General features: G+C 71.1%; 38 protein-coding genes and 1 pseudogene. 38 read left to right on the top strand and 1 reads right to left on the bottom strand.

Going from position 1 to position 23,842, the window contains the following annotated elements; all coding sequences use genetic code 11:
• Positions 1-6: 6 nt before the first annotated feature.
• Together ACTMTB_RS01440 and ACTMTB_RS01445 are read left to right on the top strand one after the other, a co-directional pair.
• A pseudogene (locus ACTMTB_RS01440) lies at positions 7-399 on the top strand (alanine--tRNA ligase-related protein); the annotation flags it as partial.
• Between the two features lie 28 nt (positions 400-427).
• Complete coding sequence (locus ACTMTB_RS01445) at positions 428-1,825, top strand: recombinase family protein (RefSeq protein WP_441142124.1); 1,398 nt, start codon at positions 428-430, stop codon at positions 1,823-1,825.
• On the opposite strand, the gene ACTMTB_RS01450 is transcribed toward ACTMTB_RS01445, so the two are convergent.
• A complete protein-coding gene (locus ACTMTB_RS01450) occupies positions 1,822-2,244 on the bottom strand; it encodes a helix-turn-helix domain-containing protein (RefSeq protein WP_441142125.1) in 423 nt (140 codons plus the stop codon). The genes ACTMTB_RS01445 and ACTMTB_RS01450 overlap by 4 nt on opposite strands.
• A gap of 192 nt (positions 2,245-2,436) precedes the next feature.
• Here ACTMTB_RS01450 and ACTMTB_RS01455 point away from each other — a divergent pair, with 192 nt between their 5' ends.
• The 36 genes from ACTMTB_RS01455 (at position 2,437) to ACTMTB_RS01630 (ending at position 23,797) form a co-directional block, all read left to right on the top strand.
• A complete protein-coding gene (locus tag ACTMTB_RS01455) occupies positions 2,437-2,688 on the top strand; it encodes a hypothetical protein (protein WP_441142126.1) in 252 nt (83 codons plus the stop codon).
• Positions 2,685-2,858, top strand: coding sequence for a hypothetical protein (locus ACTMTB_RS01460; RefSeq protein ID WP_441142127.1), 174 nt, complete (start codon positions 2,685-2,687; stop codon positions 2,856-2,858). The genes ACTMTB_RS01455 and ACTMTB_RS01460 overlap by 4 nt, the downstream gene beginning before the upstream one ends.
• A 93-nt stretch (positions 2,859-2,951) precedes the next feature.
• The gene (locus tag ACTMTB_RS01465; protein ID WP_441142128.1) at positions 2,952-3,377 is read left to right on the top strand and encodes a hypothetical protein; all 426 of its coding nucleotides are present in this window, start codon (positions 2,952-2,954) and stop codon (positions 3,375-3,377) included.
• The gene (locus ACTMTB_RS01470) at positions 3,374-3,586 is read left to right on the top strand and encodes a hypothetical protein (RefSeq protein ID WP_441142129.1); all 213 of its coding nucleotides are present in this window, start codon (positions 3,374-3,376) and stop codon (positions 3,584-3,586) included. Before ACTMTB_RS01465 ends, ACTMTB_RS01470 begins: the two co-directional genes overlap by 4 nt.
• Positions 3,583-4,128: a hypothetical protein gene (locus tag ACTMTB_RS01475; RefSeq protein WP_441142130.1), complete on the top strand. Its 546-nt coding sequence runs from the start codon at positions 3,583-3,585 to the stop codon at positions 4,126-4,128. Before ACTMTB_RS01470 ends, ACTMTB_RS01475 begins: the two co-directional genes overlap by 4 nt.
• Entirely contained in the window at positions 4,125-4,421 is a 297-nt protein-coding gene (locus tag ACTMTB_RS01480; protein WP_441142131.1) for a hypothetical protein, read from the top strand. The genes ACTMTB_RS01475 and ACTMTB_RS01480 overlap by 4 nt, the downstream gene beginning before the upstream one ends.
• A complete protein-coding gene (locus tag ACTMTB_RS01485; RefSeq protein WP_441142132.1) occupies positions 4,421-4,630 on the top strand; it encodes a hypothetical protein in 210 nt (69 codons plus the stop codon). Before ACTMTB_RS01480 ends, ACTMTB_RS01485 begins: the two co-directional genes overlap by 1 nt.
• Positions 4,630-4,872 (top strand): hypothetical protein, encoded by a 243-nt coding sequence (locus tag ACTMTB_RS01490; protein ID WP_441142133.1) that lies wholly within the window; start codon positions 4,630-4,632, stop codon positions 4,870-4,872. The genes ACTMTB_RS01485 and ACTMTB_RS01490 overlap by 1 nt, the downstream gene beginning before the upstream one ends.
• Positions 4,872-5,540: a hypothetical protein gene (locus tag ACTMTB_RS01495; RefSeq protein WP_441142134.1), complete on the top strand. Its 669-nt coding sequence runs from the start codon at positions 4,872-4,874 to the stop codon at positions 5,538-5,540. Before ACTMTB_RS01490 ends, ACTMTB_RS01495 begins: the two co-directional genes overlap by 1 nt.
• Positions 5,537-5,845, top strand: coding sequence for a hypothetical protein (locus tag ACTMTB_RS01500; protein WP_441142135.1), 309 nt, complete (start codon positions 5,537-5,539; stop codon positions 5,843-5,845). The genes ACTMTB_RS01495 and ACTMTB_RS01500 overlap by 4 nt, the downstream gene beginning before the upstream one ends.
• Positions 5,842-6,303 (top strand): hypothetical protein, encoded by a 462-nt coding sequence (locus ACTMTB_RS01505; RefSeq protein ID WP_441142136.1) that lies wholly within the window; start codon positions 5,842-5,844, stop codon positions 6,301-6,303. Before ACTMTB_RS01500 ends, ACTMTB_RS01505 begins: the two co-directional genes overlap by 4 nt.
• Positions 6,300-6,785 carry a hypothetical protein gene (locus ACTMTB_RS01510; RefSeq protein ID WP_441142137.1) on the top strand — a complete coding sequence of 162 codons (486 nt, stop codon included), beginning with the start codon at positions 6,300-6,302 and terminating at the stop codon, positions 6,783-6,785. Before ACTMTB_RS01505 ends, ACTMTB_RS01510 begins: the two co-directional genes overlap by 4 nt.
• Complete coding sequence (locus tag ACTMTB_RS01515) at positions 6,782-7,159, top strand: WhiB family transcriptional regulator (protein WP_441142138.1); 378 nt, start codon at positions 6,782-6,784, stop codon at positions 7,157-7,159. Before ACTMTB_RS01510 ends, ACTMTB_RS01515 begins: the two co-directional genes overlap by 4 nt.
• Complete coding sequence (locus ACTMTB_RS01520) at positions 7,156-7,296, top strand: hypothetical protein (RefSeq protein WP_441142139.1); 141 nt, start codon at positions 7,156-7,158, stop codon at positions 7,294-7,296. The genes ACTMTB_RS01515 and ACTMTB_RS01520 overlap by 4 nt, the downstream gene beginning before the upstream one ends.
• Positions 7,293-7,442, top strand: coding sequence for a hypothetical protein (locus ACTMTB_RS01525; protein ID WP_441142140.1), 150 nt, complete (start codon positions 7,293-7,295; stop codon positions 7,440-7,442). Before ACTMTB_RS01520 ends, ACTMTB_RS01525 begins: the two co-directional genes overlap by 4 nt.
• Positions 7,439-8,290, top strand: a complete 852-nt coding sequence (locus tag ACTMTB_RS01530; protein WP_441142141.1) for a hypothetical protein — start codon at positions 7,439-7,441, stop codon at positions 8,288-8,290. The genes ACTMTB_RS01525 and ACTMTB_RS01530 overlap by 4 nt, the downstream gene beginning before the upstream one ends.
• Positions 8,290-8,988, top strand: coding sequence for an ERF family protein (locus ACTMTB_RS01535; protein WP_441142142.1), 699 nt, complete (start codon positions 8,290-8,292; stop codon positions 8,986-8,988). The genes ACTMTB_RS01530 and ACTMTB_RS01535 overlap by 1 nt, the downstream gene beginning before the upstream one ends.
• Before the next feature lies 1 nt (position 8,989).
• Positions 8,990-9,409 carry a hypothetical protein gene (locus tag ACTMTB_RS01540; protein WP_441142143.1) on the top strand — a complete coding sequence of 140 codons (420 nt, stop codon included), beginning with the start codon at positions 8,990-8,992 and terminating at the stop codon, positions 9,407-9,409.
• Positions 9,406-9,822 (top strand): single-stranded DNA-binding protein, encoded by a 417-nt coding sequence (locus ACTMTB_RS01545; protein ID WP_441142144.1) that lies wholly within the window; start codon positions 9,406-9,408, stop codon positions 9,820-9,822. Before ACTMTB_RS01540 ends, ACTMTB_RS01545 begins: the two co-directional genes overlap by 4 nt.
• A 98-nt stretch (positions 9,823-9,920) precedes the next feature.
• Complete coding sequence (locus ACTMTB_RS01550) at positions 9,921-10,274, top strand: hypothetical protein (protein WP_441142145.1); 354 nt, start codon at positions 9,921-9,923, stop codon at positions 10,272-10,274.
• Positions 10,271-11,611 carry an AAA family ATPase gene (locus ACTMTB_RS01555; RefSeq protein ID WP_441142146.1) on the top strand — a complete coding sequence of 447 codons (1,341 nt, stop codon included), beginning with the start codon at positions 10,271-10,273 and terminating at the stop codon, positions 11,609-11,611. Before ACTMTB_RS01550 ends, ACTMTB_RS01555 begins: the two co-directional genes overlap by 4 nt.
• A gap of 399 nt (positions 11,612-12,010) precedes the next feature.
• Positions 12,011-12,349 (top strand): hypothetical protein, encoded by a 339-nt coding sequence (locus ACTMTB_RS01560; protein WP_441142147.1) that lies wholly within the window; start codon positions 12,011-12,013, stop codon positions 12,347-12,349.
• On the top strand, positions 12,346-12,954 hold the full coding sequence (locus ACTMTB_RS01565; protein WP_441142148.1) for a hypothetical protein: 609 nt from the start codon (positions 12,346-12,348) through the stop codon (positions 12,952-12,954). The genes ACTMTB_RS01560 and ACTMTB_RS01565 overlap by 4 nt, the downstream gene beginning before the upstream one ends.
• 220 nt (positions 12,955-13,174) lie before the next feature.
• Positions 13,175-14,056 carry a DNA-methyltransferase gene (locus ACTMTB_RS01570; protein WP_441142149.1) on the top strand — a complete coding sequence of 294 codons (882 nt, stop codon included), beginning with the start codon at positions 13,175-13,177 and terminating at the stop codon, positions 14,054-14,056.
• Positions 14,053-14,235, top strand: coding sequence for a hypothetical protein (locus ACTMTB_RS01575; RefSeq protein ID WP_441142150.1), 183 nt, complete (start codon positions 14,053-14,055; stop codon positions 14,233-14,235). The genes ACTMTB_RS01570 and ACTMTB_RS01575 overlap by 4 nt, the downstream gene beginning before the upstream one ends.
• Positions 14,232-15,194, top strand: coding sequence for a tyrosine-type recombinase/integrase (locus ACTMTB_RS01580; RefSeq protein WP_441142151.1), 963 nt, complete (start codon positions 14,232-14,234; stop codon positions 15,192-15,194). Before ACTMTB_RS01575 ends, ACTMTB_RS01580 begins: the two co-directional genes overlap by 4 nt.
• A gap of 11 nt (positions 15,195-15,205) precedes the next feature.
• Complete coding sequence (locus ACTMTB_RS01585) at positions 15,206-15,379, top strand: hypothetical protein (protein ID WP_441142152.1); 174 nt, start codon at positions 15,206-15,208, stop codon at positions 15,377-15,379.
• A 65-nt stretch (positions 15,380-15,444) separates the two neighbouring features.
• Positions 15,445-15,744: a hypothetical protein gene (locus tag ACTMTB_RS01590; RefSeq protein ID WP_441142153.1), complete on the top strand. Its 300-nt coding sequence runs from the start codon at positions 15,445-15,447 to the stop codon at positions 15,742-15,744.
• A 99-nt stretch (positions 15,745-15,843) separates the two neighbouring features.
• Positions 15,844-16,731: a hypothetical protein gene (locus ACTMTB_RS01595; RefSeq protein ID WP_441142154.1), complete on the top strand. Its 888-nt coding sequence runs from the start codon at positions 15,844-15,846 to the stop codon at positions 16,729-16,731.
• A complete protein-coding gene (locus ACTMTB_RS01600; protein ID WP_441142155.1) occupies positions 16,728-17,057 on the top strand; it encodes a hypothetical protein in 330 nt (109 codons plus the stop codon). The genes ACTMTB_RS01595 and ACTMTB_RS01600 overlap by 4 nt, the downstream gene beginning before the upstream one ends.
• Positions 17,058-17,956: 899 nt before the next feature.
• A complete protein-coding gene (locus ACTMTB_RS01605) occupies positions 17,957-18,310 on the top strand; it encodes a hypothetical protein (protein WP_441142156.1) in 354 nt (117 codons plus the stop codon).
• On the top strand, positions 18,258-19,748 hold the full coding sequence (locus tag ACTMTB_RS01610) for a hypothetical protein (protein ID WP_441142157.1): 1,491 nt from the start codon (positions 18,258-18,260) through the stop codon (positions 19,746-19,748). Before ACTMTB_RS01605 ends, ACTMTB_RS01610 begins: the two co-directional genes overlap by 53 nt.
• 13 nt (positions 19,749-19,761) lie before the next feature.
• A complete protein-coding gene (locus tag ACTMTB_RS01615; RefSeq protein WP_441142158.1) occupies positions 19,762-20,007 on the top strand; it encodes a hypothetical protein in 246 nt (81 codons plus the stop codon).
• Between the two features lie 3 nt (positions 20,008-20,010).
• Entirely contained in the window at positions 20,011-21,405 is a 1,395-nt protein-coding gene (locus ACTMTB_RS01620; RefSeq protein WP_441142159.1) for a phage portal protein, read from the top strand.
• Positions 21,398-22,291, top strand: a complete 894-nt coding sequence (locus ACTMTB_RS01625; RefSeq protein ID WP_441142160.1) for an HK97 family phage prohead protease — start codon at positions 21,398-21,400, stop codon at positions 22,289-22,291. Before ACTMTB_RS01620 ends, ACTMTB_RS01625 begins: the two co-directional genes overlap by 8 nt.
• A gap of 6 nt (positions 22,292-22,297) precedes the next feature.
• Complete coding sequence (locus tag ACTMTB_RS01630) at positions 22,298-23,797, top strand: phage major capsid protein (protein ID WP_441142161.1); 1,500 nt, start codon at positions 22,298-22,300, stop codon at positions 23,795-23,797.
• Positions 23,798-23,842: the final 45 nt, after the last annotated feature.

Below are 23,842 nucleotides of genomic sequence, written 5' to 3' on the forward strand. Positions count from 1 at the left end.
GCTGTCATGGGCGTCACACACCACGGCCGTACCCACCGTCTCGATCTCGCCGACCCCACCCTGCGGGAGTGGGAGTGCACGGTGCTCGCCGCCGACGAGCAGGGCGTCGTGCTGGACCGGTCGGCGTTCTACCCGGGCGGCGGCGGCCAGCCGCCGGACCACGGCGTGCTGCTGTGGCAGGGCGTGCAGACCCGGATCGTCGGCACCCGCAAGGGCGACGACCTCTACCTGATCCCCGCCGAGGGAGATCCGGTGCCGCCGGTCGGCACCACGGTCACCGGCGCGGTGGCCGACGAGCGGCGGACCCGCCTGATGCGCACCCACTCCGGCCTGCACGTGCTCTGCGGCGTGGTGTTCCGCGACTTCGGCGCGCTGGTCACCGGCGGCAACATGGAGCCCATCAAAGTTTCGCGATAACGTACTCACCGTGCAGGACAAGCCACAGGTCAGAGCCGCCATCTACTGCCGAATCAGCCTCGCCCGCATCGGCGACACCGTCAAGGTCGACGAGCAGGAGCTGGTGTGCCGCCGGCTTGCCCACGCCAAGGGGTGGGCGGTCAGCCCCGAGCACGTCTACGTCGACAACGCCGTCTCCGCGTGGAAGCACACCGTCCGCCGCAAGGGCTGGGAGGCGATGCTCGACGCCATCAGACGCGGGGAACTCGACGCCATCATCGTCTACCACGGCGACCGGCTCATCCGGCAACCCTGGGACTTGGAGATCCTGCTCCGGCTCGCGCAGGCCGGCACCCTGCTTGCGTCACCGACCGGTGAGCGGGACCTCGGCAACCCCGACGACCAGTTCGTGCTGCGCATCGAAGCCGCCGTCGCGAAGCGGGAAGTCGACAACACCAGCCGGCGGATGCGCGCCAAGTTCGACCGCCTCGCCGAACAGGGCATCTCCCGACTCGGCGGCCGGGGTGGACGGGCGTACGGCTTCGAACCCGACGGGCTTCGTGTCCGCGACACCGACGCCATCGTCATCCGTGAGGCGGCCGGGCGGGTCCTCGCCGGTGAACCGATGGGCGCCATCGTCCGCGACCTCAACCAGCGGGGCGTCACCACCGTCACCGGCGCGCCGTGGACCCACGGCAGCCTGAAGAAGGTACTCACCAAGCCGCGCATGGCCGGCCTGCTCTCCCACAACGGCACCATCGTCGGGCCCGCCGCATGGCCGGCCATCCTCGACCGGGAGACGTGGGAAGCGGTCTGCTCCGTCCTCGCGCACAAGGCATCCGCCTACGACTACGCCAGCAACGCCCGCCGCTACCTGCTGTCCGGCATCGCCCGCTGCGGCCCGTGCGGCCAACCCCTCGCCGTGCGGCTGCACAGCAAGGGCCGCCAACTCACCGGATACGGCTGCATCACCCCCGGCTGCCGCAAAACCCACCGGGCGATGCACCACCTCGACGAGTACGTCATCGGCGCCACGCTGGCCCTGCTCGGCGACGAGGAAGTCCGCAAGCGCATGCAGCCCGTCGCCGCCGACACCGGCCCGCTCGTCGCCGAGCTGCACAAGGTGTCCGCCCGGCTGGAGCAGACCCTCGCCGAGTTCGCCGACGACGACGACCTCGGCCCCGACGTGCTGCGGTTGACGGTGCCGCGGTTGAAGAAGCGCATCGCGGAGCTGCGTACGCAGATCGCCGCCGCTCAGGTGCCCACCGTCCTGGACGGGCTGTGGGGCATCAACCGGGACGGCTGGGACGGGCTGGGTCTGCACCGGCAGCGCGCCGCGGTGGGGGCGCTGCTGCGCATAACGATCAGGCCCTCGCGCAAGCGAGGGCCTGGTTTCGATCCGTCGACGGTGGAGTTGAAGCCGGCCTAGGCGGTACGCCGGCGGCCGTTGCGCTGTGGCCGCCACCCGGCGAGGACCCGGTCCACGAGGCCGGCCAACGCCTCGCGGTCTTCTTCGCTGAGGCGGGAGTTGTCGCCCAGCATCTGGTCCACCTCTGCGGCGAGCGGGTGGAGTTCCGGCGGGGGCGGTGTCGGCAGGGCGGCGCCGACCTTCGACCAGCCAGCGAGCTGCATGAGGTCGTCGATGGGGGCCCGGAGTCCCTTGGCCAGCTTTTCGAGGCTGGCGGGGGAGGGCCGTTCGCTGCCGCTGAACCACTTCGACAGCATGCTGCGGCCTATGCCGACGTGGCGGCCGAGTTCGGCTGTGGAGTCGGCGACGCCGAGTCCCTTGGCGCGGGCGATCACGTATTCGCGGAACGCGCGGTGATCCCAGCTCGGCTGTGTCGTCACAGGCACGAAGCCTAGGTCATTTCGCGAACGAACGCGAGCCACCCCACGAGCGATGGGGGCCGGCGTCTGGGCAGAGTCCGGCGGGGAAATGGAAGCGGCCATAGGCGGCAGACTAGCCGAACGGACAGACTCGCAAGAACCTATCGGCCAAGGCACTAGCGTTCGATCACGAAACGCACTAGCGTGTGTTTCGTGAACGAGACGAAGCAAAGGCCGGTTCTGGTCTTCGACGCAGCGGCCTTCGACGCCGCCGTCAAAGACCTCGGCTACGAGACGAAGGCGGCCAAGGCTGACTTCCTCGGCGTCTCGCGGGCCTCGTACTCCAAGGTCACGCGGGGCCTCGAACAGCCTTCGCCGGGGTTCATCGCTGCCGTCCTGCACAAGCTCGGCGACGCCAACGAGCCGGACAGCCTCAACCGCTTCTTCCGGGCGGAAGTCCGATGAGCGACAGGCTGCACACCCCCGAAGAGATCCGCGCTGCTGGCGCGGAGGCCGTACGCGGCTGGCGGCTCAACGAACGGCAGGTCGACCAGATCGTGGCGCTGCTGCACCCGGTACGCGACGAGGTGTGGCGCCCGCTGGACGAGCCGAAGAACGCGGCCGACGCCGCCTGAGACCCCGTCCGGGCCGCCCGGCCCGAGACAGCAAAGCGCTCCGCCATCCCGGCTAGGACACAGCGGAGCGCCAGACCAGAGAGAAGGTACCCGATGAACGGGACCGCCAACACCACCAGCGACCGCCACCTGCTCGCCGAGGTGTCCCGCTGGCGCAAGGCCAACGGCTGGACCCTCAGCGGCCAGCGCGGCTGGGTCAACGCCCGGTGCAGCGCCGACGCCACCGTCGCCGTCGACTACCACCCCTACCGGGACGGCTTCACCGTCGCCTGCAAGGACGACCGGACCGGCACCTGGCCGCTGTACCCGGACTTCCGCGCCGCCGACAGCGTCCGCCAAGCGGTCGACATGCTCGTCGCCCTCGACATCCTGCCCGCCCGGCTCTCGTCGCTGGCCGACACCATGCTGCGGCTCGCCGACGAGCTGGAGTCGGAGGGCTCCACCGACCAGCTCGACTCCGCGTACCGCATCCGCCTGGTCCTCGACGGCGAGTACGAGCCGACCGGAGACCCCCGGTGAGCCCCCGGCTGTGCGCGGAGCTGGCCGCGATCCGCCCGGTCACCGTCGCCGAAGCGTGCACCGAGTACGCCGCGAACGTCCACGCCATGACCGACGAGCAGCTCGCCCGTGAGGTCGCCCGCGTGGAGGCCCTGCCCGGCTGCGAGTTCCGCCGGCTGGCCAACGCCGAAGCCGACGAGCGCCACGCCCAGATGGAGGCGACCCGATGAGCACGCAGACCGTCCAGACCGTGCAGATCATCCGCGGCAAGGACCTGATCGACGTCGAGGGCCGCATCATCGCCCCCGGTCTCGCCATCACCCCCAGCGGCGACGAGGGCACCCGGTTCGGCATCTCGCACCTGCCCAGCGGTAAGGCCGTCATCACCGGCCGGTGCGCCGAGCACGTCGAGGAGGCCGCCCGGCTGATCACCGGCCACCCGAAGCCGATCGACTGGACCAGGACCGACGAGGCCATCGTCGCCGACGAGGCGGCCAAGGATCTCGTCGTCTCCGTCAACGGGGCCGTCGGTCCCTGCTACGGCTGCGGGCCGAAGTACGACGGGCCCACCTGGTCGGTGCGCTGCACCACCTGCGACTGGGACTGGCAGGACGACTTCGACGAGGGCCCGCTGGACGTCGAGGCGGCCCGAAGCATGGCCCGCGATCACGAGTGCGAGCCGAACGTCCAGCTGCGCCCGCCCGGCGAGAACTCCAAGTGGGTGCCCGAGTGGCGCGTTAACCGCGACGGCTCGATCGGCGGTGCGTCGTGATCGACCTCGGCACGATCCTCTCCTGGCCGGCCGCCACCCACCCCGACCCGCCGCAGCCCACCGGCCCCTGGTCGCCCCGCACCGACAGCGACATGCCCGTCGCCACCGACCCCGCCCTCGACGGGCACACCCCGCCCACCCTCGACGACCTCGGCCTCACCGCCGACCCCGTCGCCCAAGTCGTGCGGATGCGCGACCACATCGACGCCCTGATCGCCGGCATGACCGACCAGCAGCGCGCCGACCTCGCCAGCTACGAGCAGCAGGTGCGGCACCTGAAGGCGGTGTCGTGATGGCGCTGCACAACAAGCGCGTCAAGCGCATCACCCACCACGAGTACGAGCTGCCCTCGCCCGTCCACATCAGTGAGTTCCTGAAGACCCTCGTCATCGCCCAGCAGGACGTGAAGCGCGACCTGGGCGACGTTGCCGACGAGGTCATCGAGGTCAAGGCCCACGACGACAAGGTGCTCATCACCTGGTGGTCCGAGGAGGACGTGTGATGGGCGCCTTCGCGATCCACCACCCGAAGCGCGACGCCGGCATGCCCATCAACACCAGCGACGACTACTGCCGCGCCGGCTGCTGGACGCCGCCCGGCCGGGAGCACGGCCTCTCCTGCCCCGCCGTCGAGCACCACGACAACCTGCGCGTCTTCCGCGGGCTGCTCAACGCGCTGCCGCTGGCTGTCGCCCTCGACGCCATCGTGATCGCCCTCGCGGCCTTCCTGATCTGGAGCCTCTGATGACCGACTTCACCGCCCACGACATCCACCTCATCGACCAGGGCGCCGTCGACGCCCTCCGCGCGGTCGACGCCCTCGCCGCCGACCCGGAGACCGCCCGCCGCCTCGCCGAGCGTGGGGAAGCCGTCTACGGCGCCGAGCTGACCGCCGACCTCCACAACACCGTCGGCGGCCGGGCCATGAGCCTCGCCGGGTGGGCCGCGTTCGCCACCATCCGCCTCGTCCAAGCGCAGGCCCGCCACACCGTCGACCACGGCGAGGCGGCCCGCATGTGGGCCGAGGACGTCGACATGGTCTGGGCGAAGGTCGACGAGAGGGACGCCGAGCTGGAGAAGGTGCGCGCCGAGCTGGCCGAGATCAAGGGCCTCTACGAGCAGACCGCCATCGCCCGCGACAAGATCCGCGCCGAGCGGAACGCCGAGATCCGCGCCCACAACGCCACCCGCGCCCAGCTCACCGACGCCAACCGCGCCCTCGACGGCTACAAGGCCGACGAGCGGTCCCTCACCGCCGCCAACACCGCCCTCGCCAACGAGCGGGACGCCATGCGGGTCGTCGTCGACGCCGCGAAGGTGTGGCGCTGGTCCGGCGACACCGCCGACGGCCACCGCCGCGCCGAGGCCTCCCTCATGGCCGCCATCGACGCCCTCCCGGAGGTGGCCCGGTGACCACGCTCAGCCCCCACCGCATCGGCTTCCTCCAGTACGTGCGCGCCGAACTCGCCACCGCCCTCGACATCCCCACCCACCCCGGCGCCGACGACCACTGGCACCCCCTCACCGACCTCCGCCAGCCCGCCGTCAGCCGACCCACCGACGTGCCCACCGCCGTCATCCCCGCCATCCGCCCGCCCATCGCCGCCATCGCCGACGTCGCCTACGAGCTGGTCGACGACCCGCACCTCGGGGTGCTGCCCATCGGACCCCAGGTGCCCGCCCACATCCACGACGAGCTGATCGGAGCGCAGCGGTGAGCATCGAGACCAGCATCAACGCCCTCAACATGGCCGCCAAGTACCCGGCCCGCGAACTGCTGCAGCTCGCCCGCAGCGAGAAGTGGCACGTCGAGCAGGTCGAGAAGACCATCGGCGCGATGGCCGGCGAGGCGCACCGGCTCAAGGACGCCTGGGCCGCCGCCATGGTCGACAAGGACCGCCAGGTCCGCGCCGCCAGCGACCGGGCCCTCGACTGCACCGAGCACGGCAAGGTCATCGCCGACCTGGAGCAGCAGGTCCACCAGATCAGCCAGAGCGAGACCGCCCACGACAAGGCGCGCGGCACCCTCGCCGTCGGCCTGCTCGACATCGCCGAGTCGCTGAAGGGGCTGCAAGCCCGCGCGAGCCGGGGCGAGCAGCTGCCGGCGAGCAAGGAGATCGTCGACGCGCTCGCGAAGGCCGTCGCCAAGCTGTCGGAGCGGGGGCGGCTGAAGTGAGCGTCACGATCCCCGCCGACATCCTCGACGTCGCCGCCGTCGTCCTCGGCGAGCAGCAGAAGCCCCTGCGCGGCTGGCAGAAGCACGACGCCATCTGCGCCATGGCCGCCCTCGGCTACTCCAAGACCCACATCGCCTGGGCGCTGTGCACCACCCGCGCCACCATCGAGAACTACGGCTACCTGCACAGCGTCACCCTGCACCGCTACGACCAGCGCCCCGACTGGGAAGCCATCCGCTGGGTCACCCACCACGGGGCCCGCATGCGCTTGGAAAACCCCGACCGCGTCCACGCCATCCGCGGCCTCGCCGCCCAAGGCCACCACCTCCAAGAGATCGCCCGCCGGCTGCTGTGCTCCGACCGCTGCGTCACCGACGTCGCCCGGCGCCACCGCATCGCGCTCCCCGCCGCACCCCCGGCCGCCGGCGGGTGGCGCGTCTACAGCCGCGGGTCGGGACGCCCGAAGGCGGTGGCGGCATGAGCATCACCGTCCTGCGGCCCGCCACCACCAACGCCGACCACGACTGGCGGCTACGCGGCAACTGCCTCGACGTCGACCCCGACGTCATGCACCCCGACGACAGAAACCACTTCGGCGAGCAGGAAGCCAAGAAGATCTGCGCCGGCTGCCCCGTCGCCACCCAGTGCCTCAAGGAGTCCTTCGACCTGCGCGACTGGCACGGCATTCGCGCCGGCCTCACCGGCAACGAGCGCCGCAACCTCGACCCCACCAACCCGCCCAAGCGGTGTAAGCGGTGCAACGCCCAGTTCGTGCCCCGCCTGGACACGCAGGTCCGCTGCCGGACCTGCGCCCGGCTGGCCGACGGCAACCGCGCGAAGGGAGCGAAGCGGTGAAGACCCTGCCCATGGGCTGCGAGCGGTGCGGCGCCGTACGCCGCGACCACGACGCACCCGACCACCGGTGGCAGACCCCGTCCATGGCCACCGTGCTGGCGCGGGCCGCGGCCTGGCGGAAGCGGGTGGTGGCGTGAACACCTGCGTCACCTGCGACCTGCCCGAGCAGCGGTGGGACCCCTTCGACCCGCTCTACATCTGCGGCGGCAGCCAGTGCCCCGACTGCAACCGCCACGACCTCAACGAAGAAGCCACCCGCAACCACGCCGAGGTGAACGCGTGAAGATCGTAAAGAAGCACGGCGGACGCAACCACTGGTACGTCGACGAAGACGCCGGCGGCGAGCGGGTGCCCGGCGTCACCACCCTCACCGGCAACGGCCTGCCCAAGCCGGCCCTACTCAACTGGGCCGGCGAAGCCACCGCCGAATACGCAGTCGACAACTGGGACGACCTCGCCAAGCTGCCCCTCAGCGAGCGGCTGAAGAAGATCAAGGGCGGGCGGTACGAGAAGCGCGACGCCGCCTCCGCCAAGGGCACCGAGGTGCACAAACTCGCCGAACGGCTGATCGCCAACGAGCGGGTCACCGTCCCCGACGGACTCACCGGCTACGTCCAGGCGTGCGTGCGGTTCCTCGACGAGTTCGACGTCCGCGCGGTGCACGTCGAGGCGGTCGTCTACTCGGAGACCCGTCGACACGTCGGGACGCTCGACCTGATCGCCGACGTGCTGCTGCCGGACATGCCGAAGTACGACCACATCCCCCGCGGTGAAGACGGCTACGCACGAGGGCTGCTCGACTGGAAGACCACCAAGTCCGGGATCTTCGGCGACGTCGCTCTCCAGCTCGCCCCGTACCGGCACAGCGAGTTCCTGATCCTGCCCGACGGCACGGTCACCGACATGCCGCCGGTGGACTTCTGCGCCGGCATCCACCTGCGGCCGGACGGCACCTACTCATTCGTGCCGCTGGAGAGCGACGAGGACGTCTACCGCGACTTCCTCTACATCAAGGAGGCCGCCCGGATCGTCGACGGGCTGCGGGACCTGGTCGGGGAGCCGATCGAGCCGCCGACCGCTTCCGCGTACGTGCTGGCCAAGGCCGACGAGGCCGAGGCGGTGGCGTTCTGATGGCCGCCAACCTCGCCGAGGCCCTGCTGGAACTCCAGGCCAAGCCTCCCGTCCTCACCAAGAACAAGGCCGGCCACCAGTCCAAGTACGCCGACCTGGTCCAGGTCAACGAGCAGGTGCTGTCCCGCCTCAACGAGCTCGGCGTCGTCTGGTCTTGCCTGCCGACGCTGACCGAGGACGGCAAGTTCGTCCTGGAGTACGAGCTGGAGCACGTCGCATCGGCCACGAAGAAGTCGGGCCGCTGGCCGCTGAAGCTGTCCGACAACCCGCAGCAGATGGGCAGCGCCACCACGTACGGCCGCCGGTACGCGCTGCTGGCCGTGACTGGCATCGCCGCCGAGGACGAGGACGACGACGGGCAGGCCGCCTCCGGCCGGCGCACCGCCCAGCGCGCGGCGCAGCCCCGCCAGCAGGCGCGGCCGGCGGCGCCGGAGCAGCCCACCGCGCAGCGGGCCCAGCGGCCGGCCGCCGCCCAGCCGCCGCTGCCGGGGGAGCGCCCCGACGGCATCAGCCAGGCGCAGCAGGGCCTGCTGCACGTCCTGCTCGGCAAGGTCGGCAAGTCCAACCGGGAGGCCGGGCTCGGCTACATCAGCGACGTCCTGGAGCGCGAGATCACGAGCACCAAGGAACTCAGCAAGGCCGACGCCACCCGCGTCATCGACCACCTCAAGAAGGCCGCCGGAGAGCAGGAGCAGTGACATGACCACCACCGTCGAGTCCCCGATCAACGCCGCCGAGCGAATCGCCCCCGCTCCGGCCACCCGAGAGGACGCCACCCGTGGCCCGTGGGTGCGGCACTACGCCGCCCAGGCCCTCGCCTGCTGGGCCACCTTCCGCACGGAGATCCGCAACCTCACGCCTAACCCGGAGCCCGGCTCCCGCCCGGACCTCGGGTACCTGGCGCTCGCCGCCGTCTCGTCCACCACCGCCGTCGTGGCGCTCACCCAGCCCATCGACGCCCCCAGCCTGATCTGGGACCTCACCCCCGAGGCCGGTGCCCTCAACGGCGAGTACGAGGACTGGCTGACCGACGTCCTCGTCCGCTACGGCATCAACCCCGGACACATCGACCCGGACCTGAACCCCGCCGACTTCGCCCCGCAGGAGCAGCCCGCATGAGCAACGAGACCGTCATCACCGTCATCGGCAACCTGACCGACGACCCCGAGCTGCGCTTCACCCCCGGCGGTCACGCCGTCGCGAAGTTCCGCGTCGCCTCCACCCCCCGGATGTTCGACAAGCAGTCGCAGGAGTGGAAGGACGGCGAGCCGCTGTTCCTGTCCTGCTCGGTGTGGCGCGACGCCGCCGAGCACGTCGCCGAGTCCCTCACCCGCGGCGCCCGCGTCATCGTCGTCGGCCGGCTGCGGCAGCGGTCGTACGAGAAGGACGGCGAGAAGCGGACCGTCTTCGAGCTGGAGGTCGACGAGGTCGGCCCGAGCCTGCGGCACGCCACCGCGAAGGTCACCAAGGCCGGGAAGGGCGGCGGCGGGCAGGCCAGCCGCCCGGCGGCGCCCGAAGAAGCGCCCTGGTGACCCAGCACCACCCAGCCCCGCCCGGACCGGCCGGCACCGCGCATCGAGCGCGCGACGGGGCGCCACCCACGCGACCACCACGACCTAGGGGGGACCTGATGACCAGCACCACCCCAAGCGCCGGCGGGATCCTCGCCGCCGCCAGCGCATTGCAGGGCCCTCAGCAGACCTTCACCCGAGAGCAGGTCGCCTACCTCATGCACCTCGCGTACGAGTCCGGGCGCACCGCCACCTACCTGGAGGACGTGGCCGAACTCCACGCCACCTGGGCCCGCAACCCCATCCACCGTCCCACCGCCGAGCAGCGCTACCAGGAGCGGATGGCGGAGATGGACGCCCTCGGCCAGGCCCGGGCCGCCGCGGAAGGCCGCCCCTACCGCATTCACCCGGGCGGCCCCGTGGACTGGGAGACCGGCCGGCCGCTCGGCCCCGGCGAGGACGTGAACGCGTGAGCATCGACATCGACTGGGGGGGCATGGACACCGTGGCGCCGGAGGAACCCAACCCCTTCGACCCCGACCGGCACCCCGAGGAGCACGCCGCCTGGGAGAAGCAGACCGCCGCCGCCCGCGAGCAGGTCGAAGCCGCCCGCGTCCGTCAGCGGGAAGAGCTGGCCCGGCAGCGCGAAGAGCGCAAGGCCCGCTATCTGGTCGAGGAAGAGGACCGGCAGTTCATCCTCCTCAAGGCCCGGCACGCCGCCGAGCAGCGGTGGGCCGAAGAGCAGGCCGCCCTCGCCAAGTCCCACGCCGACGACGCCGCCCGCGTCCACGACGGCGCCACGTTCCTGCTCGACCTGCCGCCCACCCCACCCGCCCTGTGGGGCAAAGGCGAGGACATCCTGTGGGCCCGCGGTGAAGCGCTGATGATCGCCGGGCCGCAGGGCGTCGGGAAGACCACCATCGCCGGGCAACTCCTGCGCGCCGTCGCCGGCCTGCACCACGAGGTGCTCGGCTTCCCGGTGGAGCCGTGCGAGCAGCGGGTGCTGTACCTGGCGATGGACCGGCCCGAGCAAGCCCGCCGCAACCTCGGCCGCATGTTCGCGGGCAACGCCGGCGAGCGCGAGTACCTGGCCGAGATCCTCCGCTTCTGGTCCGGGCCGCCGCCGTCGGACTTCGCCGCCGACCCGGCCAGCCTGCTGCGGCTCGCCCAGCAGCACGGCGCCGACGTGGTGTTCGTCGACTCGCTGAAGGACGCCGCGGTCGGCCTGTCGAAGGACGAGGTCGGGGCCGGCTACAACCGGGCCCGGCAGTTGGCCCTGGCCGAGGGGGTGCAGCTGGTCGAGCTGCACCACGTCGTGAAGAACGGCGCCGACGGCGGGAAGCCGAACAACATCAACGGCATCTACGGCTCCACCTGGCTCACCTCGGGCGCCGGTTCGGTGGTGCTGCTGTGGGGCGAGCCGGGTGACCCGGTCATCGACTTCGTGCACCTGAAGCAGCCGATGAACGAGGTCGGCCCGCTGAAGGTGCTGCACAACCGGACCACCGGCCTGGCCGAGGTCTACCACGACGAGGAAACCGACGTGGTGGCGCTGGCCCGCAGGTGCGCGAGTACCGGCATCTCGGCCGCGGAGGCAGCCCGATGCCAGTTCTCGGTCGAGAAGCCAACCCGGGCGCAGGTGGAGAAGGCCCGCCGGAATCTGGCCCGTCTGGTGGAGCACGGGCTGCTCGTGTTCAAGCCGGCGAGCGAGGACGGCAAGGGCGGTCGGGGGAACGCGGACCGGTGGTTCGCGGTGGCTCCGGCGTCGTGGGGGAGCGATGAGGAGGCGTCCGATGACCGATACCGGTAGTAGCCGATCCGACGCGCACGGTGAGCAAACAACTCACAGAGAAAGGTACGCGTCGATCCCTGAGCGAAAGGCACGGGGAAAGGCACGGGTCGATCCGTCCGACGCATCCCCGCAGGTCAGGAAGTCACAGCGCTCAGAACCTAAGTCACACGCGCCCCTCCCTCGGGATGTCACGTTTTCCGCCCTCTCTTTAAGGAGGGCGGAACGTGACCCGAGAGGGGGGAGAGATCAACAAAACACCCCCCGCGCGGTCGACCCGGAGCCCGTCGGCCCCATCGCAGAGCAGTTCCTCGACCGGCTCGCAGCCGCCACCGACGACCCAGACCTCGCCGACCGCCGGCGCGAAGCCCTCCGACGCCTCACCCGCCAAACCCCCGCCACCCGTAGGGAGCAGACCCGATGAGCACCACGACCAAGGCCATCACCGCCCGCATCGCCCACCTCTGCGAGGGCTGCTACACCGTCCCGAGCGACCACAACGTGCCGACCATCGCGCCCGGGCACCGCTACCTGCGGCACACCGCCTTCCCCGACGGGGACATCAACACCTCTGACCGCCCGTTCAGCGTCACCGAGTGCGTCGCCTGCCTTGCCAACCGGGATGAGACCGCGCCGCTGCTGGTCGCCGGTGCGTGCTCGACCTTCTGCTGCGGCGACGTGCCCTGCGCCCGTCCGTTCGGACACGACGGCGACCACGAGTGCCAGCGCTGCCTCGACCGGGTGGAGGTGTCAGCGTGAACAAGCCCCGCCAGATCGGCACCAAAGCAGAGTCCGCCGTCGTGAAGGTGCTCATCCCCAACGGCTTCCCCCACGCCGAGCGGCGCGCCCTCCGCGGCGAGCACGACGCCGGAGACCTCACCGGCACCCCCGGCATCTGCTGGTCGGTGAAGGGCGGCGACATGGCCCGCACCGCCAGCGACCTCGACATCCAGCGGTGGCTCGGCGAGCTGGCCACGCAGATCGGGCACGCGAAGGCCGACGTCGGGGTGCTCGTCGTGCAGCGCAAGGCCGTCGGCGAGGCCAACGCGCACCGCTGGTGGGCGATCATGCCGGCGCTGCAGTTCACCGCGCTCGCCTGGGTGCCGCCACGCGACGCGGTCCCGTTCGGCGACTTCCCGGTGCGGATGCTGCTCGCCGACGCCATCACCCTCCTGCGCGCCGCCGGCTACGGCGAGCCCGAGGTCACACAGGAGGTGGCTTGCCCCTCGCGGTACGCGGCCGGCACCGGTGCCGTCGTCGCCTGCCGGCAGGCCGGCCTGCACACGGTCCACAGCAACCTCGCAGCCGGCGCCGACCGAGTGGCCTGGATGCCCGGCGACCTCAGCGAGCTGGAGGCGTCATGACCAAGCCGCTGTCCCGCCGCGGACGCCCAATGCACCTACGAGACGCCGCGACCCTCTGCCTCGCCGTCCTGCCCGTGCCCGGCGACCCACTGGTCTGCGAGCTACCCGCCGGGCACCTCGACGACGGGCAGAAGCACAAGAGCGGCTGCACCAGCTGGGGCCGACCGACCACCCAGACAGACCGATAACTCTCATTAACACCCCCCGATTGGAGATCGAGATGACGGCCCCGTACTACGCCGACGAGGCGGTGACCCTGCACCACGGTGACTGTCTCGCCACCCTGCGCGAGCTGCCGACCGGATCCGTCGACTGCGTGGTCACCTCGCCGCCCTACTTCTGGATGCGCGACTACGGCGAGGCCGGGCAGTACGGGCTGGAGGCCACCCCGCAGCAGTACATCGACACCCTCGCCGCCGTCATGGCCGAAGCCCGCCGCGTTCTCGCCGCCGACGGCACCCTGTGGCTCAACCTGGGCGACGCCCACTCCCAGCGCAAAGCCGTCCGACGGTCCTCCCACCAGGAAGGCCTGCACGGCGCCCGCGGGGCCCGCCCCTCGTGGCGGGAGTCCCGCGCCGCCGGCCGCGCCCGCATGTCCAACGAAAACGTCATCGCCGGCCGGGCCGTACCGGAGAAGTCGCTGATGATGCTGCCCGAGCGGATCGCCATGGCGATGATCGACGACGGGTGGCTGCTGCGCAGCAAGGTCGTCTGGGCGAAGACGTTCGCCGCGCCGGACCCGGCCGCGGACCGGCTCGCGTCCAAGTGGGAGCCGCTGTACCTGTTCTCGAAGTCGCCCCGCTACTGGTTTGACCGGGCCGCGCTCGACGGTGACGACGGTGACGTGTGGCGGCTGCCGGCCAGCTCCGGCGCCGGCGATCACACCGCCTCCTACCCGCTCGCCCTGCCCGAGCGTTGCATCCGCATCGGCTGCAAGCCCGGCGGCACGGTCCTCGACCCGTTCAGCGGATCGGGCACCACCGGGCAGGCGGCGCTACGTCTCGGCCGCCGATACGTCGGCATCGACCTCAAGGCGTCCTACCACGACCAGGCGCTGCGCACCCGGCTCGCGCAGAGCGAGCTGATCGGCGGCGCGGCGTGAGCGGGCAGCAGGACGTCCAGTGGGCTGTGCGTTACCCCGCCTTCCCGCCGCACTGGGAAGCCGGCGTCGACCTCGCTGACGACGAGGACGACGCCCGCGCGCTGGCCGACAACTACGGCCCCGGGGCGACCGTTGTCGTCCTGGTGCCCGCCGGTCCGGCCGAGGAGGCCCGCCGGTGACCGCTCTCGTCGCCGTGACGGCACCGGGCGACCAGCTCGCCCGGTACGCCGCCGCCTTCCTCACCACCTGGGGCCCCAACACCCGCCGCACCTACCGCTACGCCATCCAGGCCTGGCTCGACTGGTGCACCGCCAACAACGTCGACCCGTTCAACGCCGTCCCCGCCCACGGCCAGCTCTGGGACGCCCACATGCGCGACACCCAGGGCTACACCGAAGGCACCCGCGCCAACCGCCTCAGCGCCGTCCGCAGCCTCTACGAGTGGCTGGAAACCCAGGACGTCGCGTTCCGCCGCAACCCGGCCAAGCTCACCCGCAACCAGCGACCCCAGCCCAACCCGAAGCCCACGTCGGCCCTGTCCGCGGAGCAGGCCGTCGCCCTGTTGGACGCCGCCGACAACGACACCCCCCGCACCGCCGCCATGGTGTGGCTGCTCATCACCACCGGCATCCGCGTCGGCGAACTGGTGTCAGCCGACCTGGAAGACCTCGACCTCGACGCCGGGCACCGCATCCTCCACGTCATGGGCAAGGGCCGCAAACGCCGCAAAGCCCTGATCACCCCGCCCACCTGGCAGCGCATCGACGCCTACCGCGCCACCCGCGACGACGCCACCAACCTGCCCACCCTCCACGCCGGAGCACGCCCCCGACGGCCCCTGCTCGCCACCTCCACCGGCCGCAGAGTCGGCGCCAACCGGGTCACCCTCACCCTCCAACGCCTCGCCCGCGACGTCCTGCCGCCCGAGGTGGCCCGGCAGATCAGCCCCCACGTCACCCGCGCCACCTACGTCACCCTCAACCTCGCCGCCGGCAAAGACCTCCGCCAAGTCCAGTACGCCGTCGGCCACGCCAACCCCACCACCACCGAGGGCTACGACCGGTCGCAGCTCAACCCGGACAACCACCCGTCGTACGCGCTGATGTCAGTGCTGTCCGCCGCCCGAGCCAACCGCTGAAGGAGACCGCCGTGAAGCACCTGAAGCCCCTGCGCTGCCTGTTCGGCTTCCACCGCTGGGAGGAGCACGAGCACTCCGGCTGGTGGTGCACCCGCTGCGGCAAGGAAGCCCCGCGCTGCCGCAACTGCCGCGGCCAGCACGACCCGGAGGCGTTCCTCGTCGTCTGCCGCGTCACGACCGGCTGAGACGCCGCCCGAGCCCAGGCCACCACCGCGCCGCGTTGAGCGGCCCCACCGAAAGGAGCAGCACCGTGAGCATCAAGACCCAGACCTGCTACACCGTCCACTGCGACGGCATCAGCGGCGACGGAAAGCCGTGTGACGCCACCATCGACCACGACTACACCCCGCACTACCCGGACCCGGAGTACGCCCGGGAAGAGGCGCGTGACGGATTCGAGTGGTGGTGCCGGGACGGCGTCGACCTGTGCGACAGCTGCAAGCTCAGCCCGCACGAGTTCGTGCCCGAGCCCCCCGCAGGCGACTGGTGCTGCGCCCGCTGCGGGCTGGACGCAGACGAGCACGAGCCCGTGCTGGCACCGACCCCCTGAGACGACGGTGGGCCAGGAAGCCCGCGAAGCCTCCTGGCCCACCCCGACGCCCTGGTAGGCGCCCACATCGCACCGGCCAGCCTACTCCCGGGGGGACCTGTGAGCCTGCTCTGCATCGCCGATCACTGCGGCATCCCGCACCAGCACATCGCCGACTGCCCGAACCCCGACGTCTGCCGTGGCTGCCTGCCCCGCCCCGCGGCGGACGGGCTGCGGCTGTGCGAGGTGGACGTCCGGCGCATGGCCGAGGACGCCCGCACCGCCGCCGTGCTGCACGAGGACTTGGCGCTGACCCTGATCCGGCGGGGCCGGGGTGGTGAGCGGGTCGCCGGGTCCAGCTCGGGTGCTCCGGTGCCGGACGACGAGGTGATGGAGGCGCGGCAGGCGATCCGCTCCACGCTGGTGTCGCTGTGCCGGCTGGTCCTCGAAGAGCGGGGCATCGGACAGCCTGCGGACGACGTGCCCGCCATGGCCGCCTACGTCGAGCGCCACCACGTGTGGCTGGCTGCGCACCCTGCCGCTGACGAGCACGCGCGGGATCTGCGGGACGTGGCGGGTGATCCGCGCACGCGCAGGTTGGCGTATCCGGCGGGCACGGACCGGCTGTACATCGGTGACTGCCCGCTGCTGGTGACCGTGCTGACCACCGTGCCGTTCAGCCCGGGAACCCAGGAGGTGTGCGGGACGCGGCTGTACGTCTACGGGGACTCGCAGCTGATCCTGTGCTCGGGGTGCGGCACGGAGGAGACGGTCGAGTGGTGGCAGCGGGAGCTGGTGGGTGAGGCCGCCGCGCTGGTGGACGCGTACCTGGCGTCGGCGGACCTGTCGATGCGGTGGGGCCGGGAGGTGACGCCGGCGATGCTGCGGAAGTGGGCGTACGACGGGAAGGTCAACCGCGCGGGCCAGGACGGCAAGGGGCGGACGTTGTACGACCTGAACGAGCTGCGTGGGCACGCCGAGAAGCTGTGGGCGCAGGTGGCAGCATGAGCGACCTCCGCCCCTCCGTCCGCGCGACCTACGACTCCGAACAGACCGGCCCGCGCTACTGGGTCACCTCCACGATTGACGGCCAGGCCGTGGCGTTCCGGGTGCGGATCGCCGACCCGTTCGTCCGGCACACCGTCCGGGTGGGCCTGCGGGACCTGCTGCGTGGTCTACTGCGCGGCCGTCTGACCGTCGAGGTGACCGTGGGCGGGGACACCGAGGTGATGCGCGATGTGCTGGAACTGGACGAGCAGGCGCTGATCCACGGCCGCACCCGACGGGCGGCGTTCCAGCAGTCCATCCACCAGAAGCTCCGCAACATGGCGTGACGGCAGCGCGTCAACTTGACACCGTCACGATGGCAGAACACCATGTCAGGTAGGTTTGACCTTAGCCATCGAAGCCCCGCCACATCCTCCCCAGGACGGCGGGGCTTCGGCATGTCCGGGGGGTGAACGGTGCGTGTCCCGCGGATCCTCATCGGCCTGCTGCTCGCCGTCATCGTGGGCGGGCTGACCGTCGGCTGCGTCTACCACTGGCCGAGCTGAACCTGCGTACTGCCCTCGCCCACGCTGCCCCAACCACACACGCGGCCACCGTGGCACGCATCAACACGAGGCAGATCAGGGCGCGAGGAAGCAGCACCAGGGGGATCGCAACCTGGGGGGTGTCATGACCAGGGGGCGCACCACCAGCCAGCGGGGCTACGGCTGGGAACACCAGCAGGCCAGGGCTCAAGCCCTCGCCCACCTAGCCCAGGCAGGCAGCCTGCCTTGCCCGTTCTGCCACCAGCCCATGACACCGGGCATGAAGCTGCACTACGACCACTACCCACCCCTCGCCCTAGGTGGTGGTGGCACCCGCCGCCTGGCCCATGCCTCATGCAACTGTCGAGCTGGACAACAGCTCGGACAGCAGCGACGCACCAAGCGCACGACGAAGCGCAAGGTGAAGCGCATCGCGGTCAACTCTCGCGCCTGGTGACAGGTGGTGAGGGTAGGGGGGCACCCCCACGACGCAGAGTGACCTCGTATGACCCTTCGCCTTCCGTCAGGCGTTTCTGTGTGCGACAGATTTGGAGGGGGCACCGATGGGGGCGACTGACGCCGAGCGTGCCCGCCGATCTCGCAGGCACCGCAAGGGCGACCACTCGCTCTGCGACCCGTCGCGCTGTGACGGCACGGCTCCCGTCACGTCACAGTCACGTGAGTCTGGGAAGCCGCGGCGGTTGGGGGCCCGCGGTGCGCGGCTGTGGGAGGAGGAGGGGGGCGACTCCCTGACTGGCGCACGCCGGGTCGTCCTGGAAGAGGCGTGCCGGCTCGTCGACCGCCTCGACCGGCTCGACGCGATCGTCAACGGCCGCGACCGTGCCTGGCTGACGTTGGAGACCGACGACGCCGGTGGGATCACGGTGGTCGTCGACAAGTTGTTGTCGGAGGGCCGCCAGCAGCAGTTGGCGCTGAAGCAGCTCGCCGGGGAACTGCGCGCGGGCGGCGGCGCCGCGAAGCCCGCGACGGGAGGCAGCATCCTTGACCAGCTCGCTGCTCGACGTGCGACGAGGCTCGCAAACCCCGCGGGTTAGCACCTACCCGCCGGCGGGGCTCAGCTCCGGCCCCGACATCGCCGACCTGTCCGAGGCTGCCGGCCTGGTGTTGGATCCGTGGCAGCGGTACGTCCTCGATCACGGCATGGGTGAACGGCCAGACGGCAAGTGGGCGGCCCGTGAGGTTGCGTGCTGGGTGCCCCGCCAGAACGGCAAGGGCGCGCTCATCGAAGCGCGGGTCCTCGCTGGTCTGTTCCTGCTCGGTGAGAAGCGCATCCTGTGGAGCGCCCACGAGTACAAGACCGCGCAGGAGGGCTTCCTGCGGATCCGTGAGCTGATTCAGTCCGCTCCCGACTTCGACCGGCTGGTCAAGCGGTACTGGGAAGGCAGCGGTGAGCAGGGCGTCGAGCTGACCACCGGCCAGCGGCTCAAGTTCATCGCTCGCAGCAAGGGCTCCGGCCGAGGCTTCTCCGGCGACTGCATCATCCTCGATGAGGCGCAGGAGTTGACCCTGCTTCAGATGAAGGCGCTGTTCTCCACGATGAGCGCCAAGTCGATCCACGGCAACCCGCAAATCTGGTACCTGGGCACGCCGCCGGAGGATCCGGCTGCGTGGGTGTACGGCATCCGCAAGGACGGCGAGGCCGGCAAGGCCCGGCTTGCCTACTTCGACTGGGGGCTGGGCGACGTCGATCCGACCGTCTCGCTGAAGGCCCGGTTGGAGAGCTACCAGGACCGGGAGTTGTGGTACCGGGCGAACCCGGGGCTGGGCATCCGCATCAGTGAGGAGTTCTGCGAGGACGAGCTGTCTCGGCTGCGGGAGGGCTTCGCCCCGGAGAGGCTCGGCATGTGGCTCCCGTACGCCGGTGACGAGGATGCCGGGTGGCAGGTCATCGGCCAGCCAGCGTGGATGGCCGCCCAGAACGTTGGGTCGCAGATGGAGGGCCAGCCCGCCGTCGCGGTGTACGTGCCCCCTGACCGGTCGTACGCGGCGATTGGCCTGGCTGGTGCCGCCGCTGGCGGGGGGCGGCATGTGGAGGTGGCCGGCAACGGCCAGGTCCTCGACTACAGGCCCGGTACTCGGTGGGTCGTGCCGCGGCTGAAGGAGCTGGAGAAGCACAGCCCGTCGGTGCTGGTCATCGACGACAAGGCGCTGGCCGACGAGGCCGAAGAGGCTGGCCTGGTGGTGCATCGGGCGACGGCCCCGGATGTGGTGACCGGCTGTCAGCTGCTCTACGACGGCATCAGCGGCCCGGACGTGGCGGGTCGGGACGTGCGGCACATCGGCCAGCCCGAGCTGACGGACGCGGTGCGCGGCGCGGTGAAGCGGGATGTGGGCGGGTCGTGGGCGTGGGCCCGCCGGGACCTGGCCGTGGACGTGACCCCGCTGGCCGCGGTGTCCCTCGCCCTGTTCGGCCACAGCACCCCGCGGGTGCATCGACAGAAGGCCCAACCGTTCTTCGGCTCATGGCGATAGGGAGGAGGCCGGGATGACAACCCTGGAGGGCATCTTCGAGCGCGCTCCCGTGGAGCGGATCACCGACGAGGCGCGGCAGGTCAATGTCGGTCGGGCACTCGCCGCGCTGGTCGCCGTGGTGCTGATGTTCATCGGCCGGACGGCTGGCTGGATGGTGACCGCGGTGGTATGGACGTTCGTGGCGGTGCGGGTCGGCTACCGGGACGTGCGGCCGAGGCCGCCGACCGTGTCGCCGCCGGCGAGCCGGCCCGGGCGGTAGCCCATGGCCTCCACGGCACTGGAGCGCGTCAACGCGGCCTACGCGTCGACCCGTCAGCCGCGTCGGTCGATCTCCACGATCGACGACTACTTCGGCGCCCTGAACGAGTTCTACTACCAGGGCAACGCCTACCAGATGGGCCTCGGCGGACTCGGCGGGGTGCAACAGACCCTCGGCGGGCAGAAGGCCGAGCAGATCCCGAACAGCCTGGAGGGCTACGCCGCGCAGGCGTACGCCGCGAACGGCATCGTGTTCGCCTGCATGTCGGTGCGGATGCTCGTCTTCTCGGCGATCCGCTTCCAGTACCAGGGGTTCAACAGGGGCCGACCGTCGACGATGTTCGGCGGCGCCGATCTGGAGCTGCTGGAGCGCCCGTGGTCGGGTGGCACGACGCAGGATCTGCTGACGCAGATGATCCTCGACGCGGACCTGGCCGGGAACAGCTACTGGGCGAACGTCGAGGGTGAGTTGGTGCGGCTGCGGCCGGACTGGGTGGACATCATCCTGGCGCCGCGGCGGGTGCGTGGCGGGCAGCTCGGGTGGACGAAGTTCGGCTACCGGTACACCGAGGGTGGCGCGCACTCGGGTAACGACCCGGTGGCGCTGCTGCCGGATGAGGTGGCGCACTTCGCGCCGATCCCTGACCCGCTGGCCACGTACCGGGGCATGTCCTGGTTGACGCCGGTGGTGCGTGAGGTGCAGGCCGACGGGGTGATGACCCGGCACAAGCGGCAGTTCTTTGAGAACGGCGCGACGCCGAACATGGTGGTCTCGGGGATCACCGCCGCGAACCAGCAGGAGTTCGACGCGATCGTCGACATGATGGAGTCCAACCACGCCGGGATCGCCAACGCCGGCCGGACGCTGTACCTGGCGGCGGGGGCGAACGCCGAGGTGGTCGGGGCGAACCTGCAGCAGATCGAGTTCGCGACGACGCAGGGCCGCGGGGAGACGCGCATCGCCGCCGCCGCTGGCGTGCACCCGGTGATCGTCGGTCTGTCGGAGGGCCTGTCCGGTTCGTCGCTGAACGCCGGCAACTATGGGCAGGCGCGGCGCCGGTTCGCGGACGGCACGATGCACCCGCTGTGGCAGAACGCGGCCGGTTCGCTGGAGCAGTTGGTGCCGCCGCCCGGTCCGGCGACGCGGTTGTGGTACGACGCCCGCGATGTGCCGTTCCTGCGGGAGGACCGCAAGGACGCGGCGCAGATTCAGCAGATGAGGGCGGCGACGGTCCGCCAGTACGTGGACGCGGGTTTCACGCCCGAGTCGTCGGTCGCCGCTGTGGAGGCGGAGGACCCGGGGCTGCTCGTGCACACGGGTTTGTTCAGCGTCCAGTTGCAGCCACCGAACAGCCAGAGTCAGCCGGAGCTTCCGGCGGGAGGGGGCTCGGATGCCTGAGCAGGTGGTGTATCGCGAGGATCTGTGCCGGGAGGCGCCGTTCACGGTCCGCGCGGCCGGCGGCGACGCTGAGGGCGGTGACGGGCTGACGCTCGACGGGTATGGGGCGGTGTTCAACTCCGTCACCACGATCGACTCGTGGGAGGGCTCGTTCGAGGAGGTCATCGCGCCGGGCGCGTTCCGCAAGAGCTTGCGGGAGCGCACGCCGCGGCTGCAGTTCGACCACGGCTACCACCCGCTGATCGGCTCCATCCCCATCGGGAAGATCACGGAGATCGGCGAGGACGACCGTGGCCTGCACGTGGTGGCCCGGCTGCACGACAACTGGCTGATCGAGCCGATCCGTGACGCCCTCGCCGAGGAGTCCATCGACGGCATGTCGTTCCGGTTCTCCGTGATGCGCGAGGAGTGGCGCGACGCCAGCAACAAGCTCATCAAGGCCGACGACGTGTCGAAGGCGCTGTTCTACCCGGCGGCCCTGAGTTACGAGGTGACGGCGCCGCTGCGCCGCACCCTGAAGGAAGTGAAGGTGTCCGAGGTCGGCCCCGTGGTGTGGCCGGCCTACGACGACACCTCGGTCGGTGTCCGGTCCAAGGTCACGATCGACTTGGGTCGCCTGGGTGACCCGGACACCCGTAGGACTCTCGCCCGCGCCGTCTACCTGGCGGACGCTGCCGAGCGCACCAACCGTTCCACCGACGCGCCGCCCGCCGACCAGGGCCGGCCCGACGGGCACCCGGCCGGGGCACCGGCCGCGCCGCCCGCCGACCGGTCGTCGTCCGGTGAGCACCCGTCCGCCCCGCCGCCGGCGCGCAAGCCGAACCCCGCCAAGGAGTTCGCGCAGCACGCCCGCGGCTACCTGCTTTCCATCGAAGAGAGGAACTGACCCGCCATGGCGGACGACAAGGGCCAGACCAACGGCCCCACCCTGACTCACTCGCAGTCGGTGAACCGGCTGAAGGAGATCACTTCCGAGCTGGAGCGCCTCGGCGAACTCGACGAGCTGACCCCCGAGGACGAGACGTACTTCGGTGAGCTGCGCGACGAGTTCAAGAGCGTCGACAAGCACCGCAAGAAGCTGGAGCGCGACGCCGAGCTGGCGGCGGTCCGGTCCGCGTCGCAGGGCATCGGCGGGTTCCGCATCCAGCGCGGCGCCCCCGGCAACTCCGCCGACCAGGGCGAGCGGGACGCGATCCTGGAGCCCGACTCGGTCGAGGACCGCCGGTTCCGCAACCCGTGGGACCTGTCGGAGGTTCGCACCTTCGGCCGCTCGCGGGAGTCGGTGAACGAGGAGCTGCGCTCCCGCGCGCTGTCCGCGATCGAGAAGATGCCGTCGGCGAACGACAAGGTGCGCGAGGCGGCCACCACCATCGTCGAGCGGTTCGACGACAAGGACGCCACCCTGGCGCGGCTCGCGCTGGTCGCGTCGTCGCCGGCCTACCTGCGGGCGTTCGCGAAGGCGGCCACCAACCGGCTGCACGAGCTGGACGACACCGAGCAGCGGGCGCTGCAGGCGGTCCGGGCGATGTCCCTGACCGACTCGGCCGGCGGCTACCTGGTGCCCTTCCAGCTCGACCCGACCGTCATCATCACCGCGAACGGGTCGCTCAACGAGATCCGCCGGATCGCCCGGCAGGTCGTCGCGACCGGCGACACCTGGAACGGCGTGTCCGCGGGTGCGGTCGCCTGGTCGTGGGACGCGGAGGCCACGCAGGTTTCCGACGACGCCCCGACGTTCGCTCAGCCCAGCATCCCGGTGTACAAGGCGGCCGGTTTCGTGCCGGTGTCGATCGAGGCGCTGCAGGACATGGCGAACGGCGCCGCCGAGGTGGCCCGTCTGCTGTCGGAGGGTCGGGAGATCCTGGAGGCGGCGGCGTTCGTCACCGGCTCCGGTGTCGGCCAGCCGACCGGCATCGTCACCGCGCTGACCGGCACGGGATCGGTGGTCGCGTCGGCCGGCGCGGACACCCTCGCCGTCGGCGACCTGTACAACGTGCAGGGCTCGCTGCCGGCCCGCTACCGGGCGCGGGCGTCGTGGCTGGCCACGAACGCCTTCTACAACCGGGCCCGCCAGTTCGACACCGCCGGCGGATCCAGCCTCTGGGCGCAGCTCGGCGACGACCGGCCGGCGAACCTGCTCGGCAAGCCGATCTACGAGGCCGAGGACATGGACGGCGTCATCACCGCCGCGGCCGACAACTACATGGCGGTGTTCGGGGACTTCTCGAACTACGTCATCGCCGACCGGATCGGCATGACCGTCGAGTTCATCCCGCACCTGTTCGGCACCACCAACGGGCGCCCGACGGGCCAACGCGGCTGGTACGCCTACTACCGCACCGGCGCCGACTCGGTGAACGACGGTGCCTTTAGGCTTCTGAACGTCACGTAGTCGACCATCGCGCGGTAGCGGTGCCCATGCGTTCCGGATGATAAA

Source organism: Micromonospora sp. L32, assembly GCF_052068055.1.
Taxonomy (GTDB): Bacteria; Actinomycetota; Actinomycetes; order Mycobacteriales; family Micromonosporaceae; genus Micromonospora; species Micromonospora purpureochromogenes.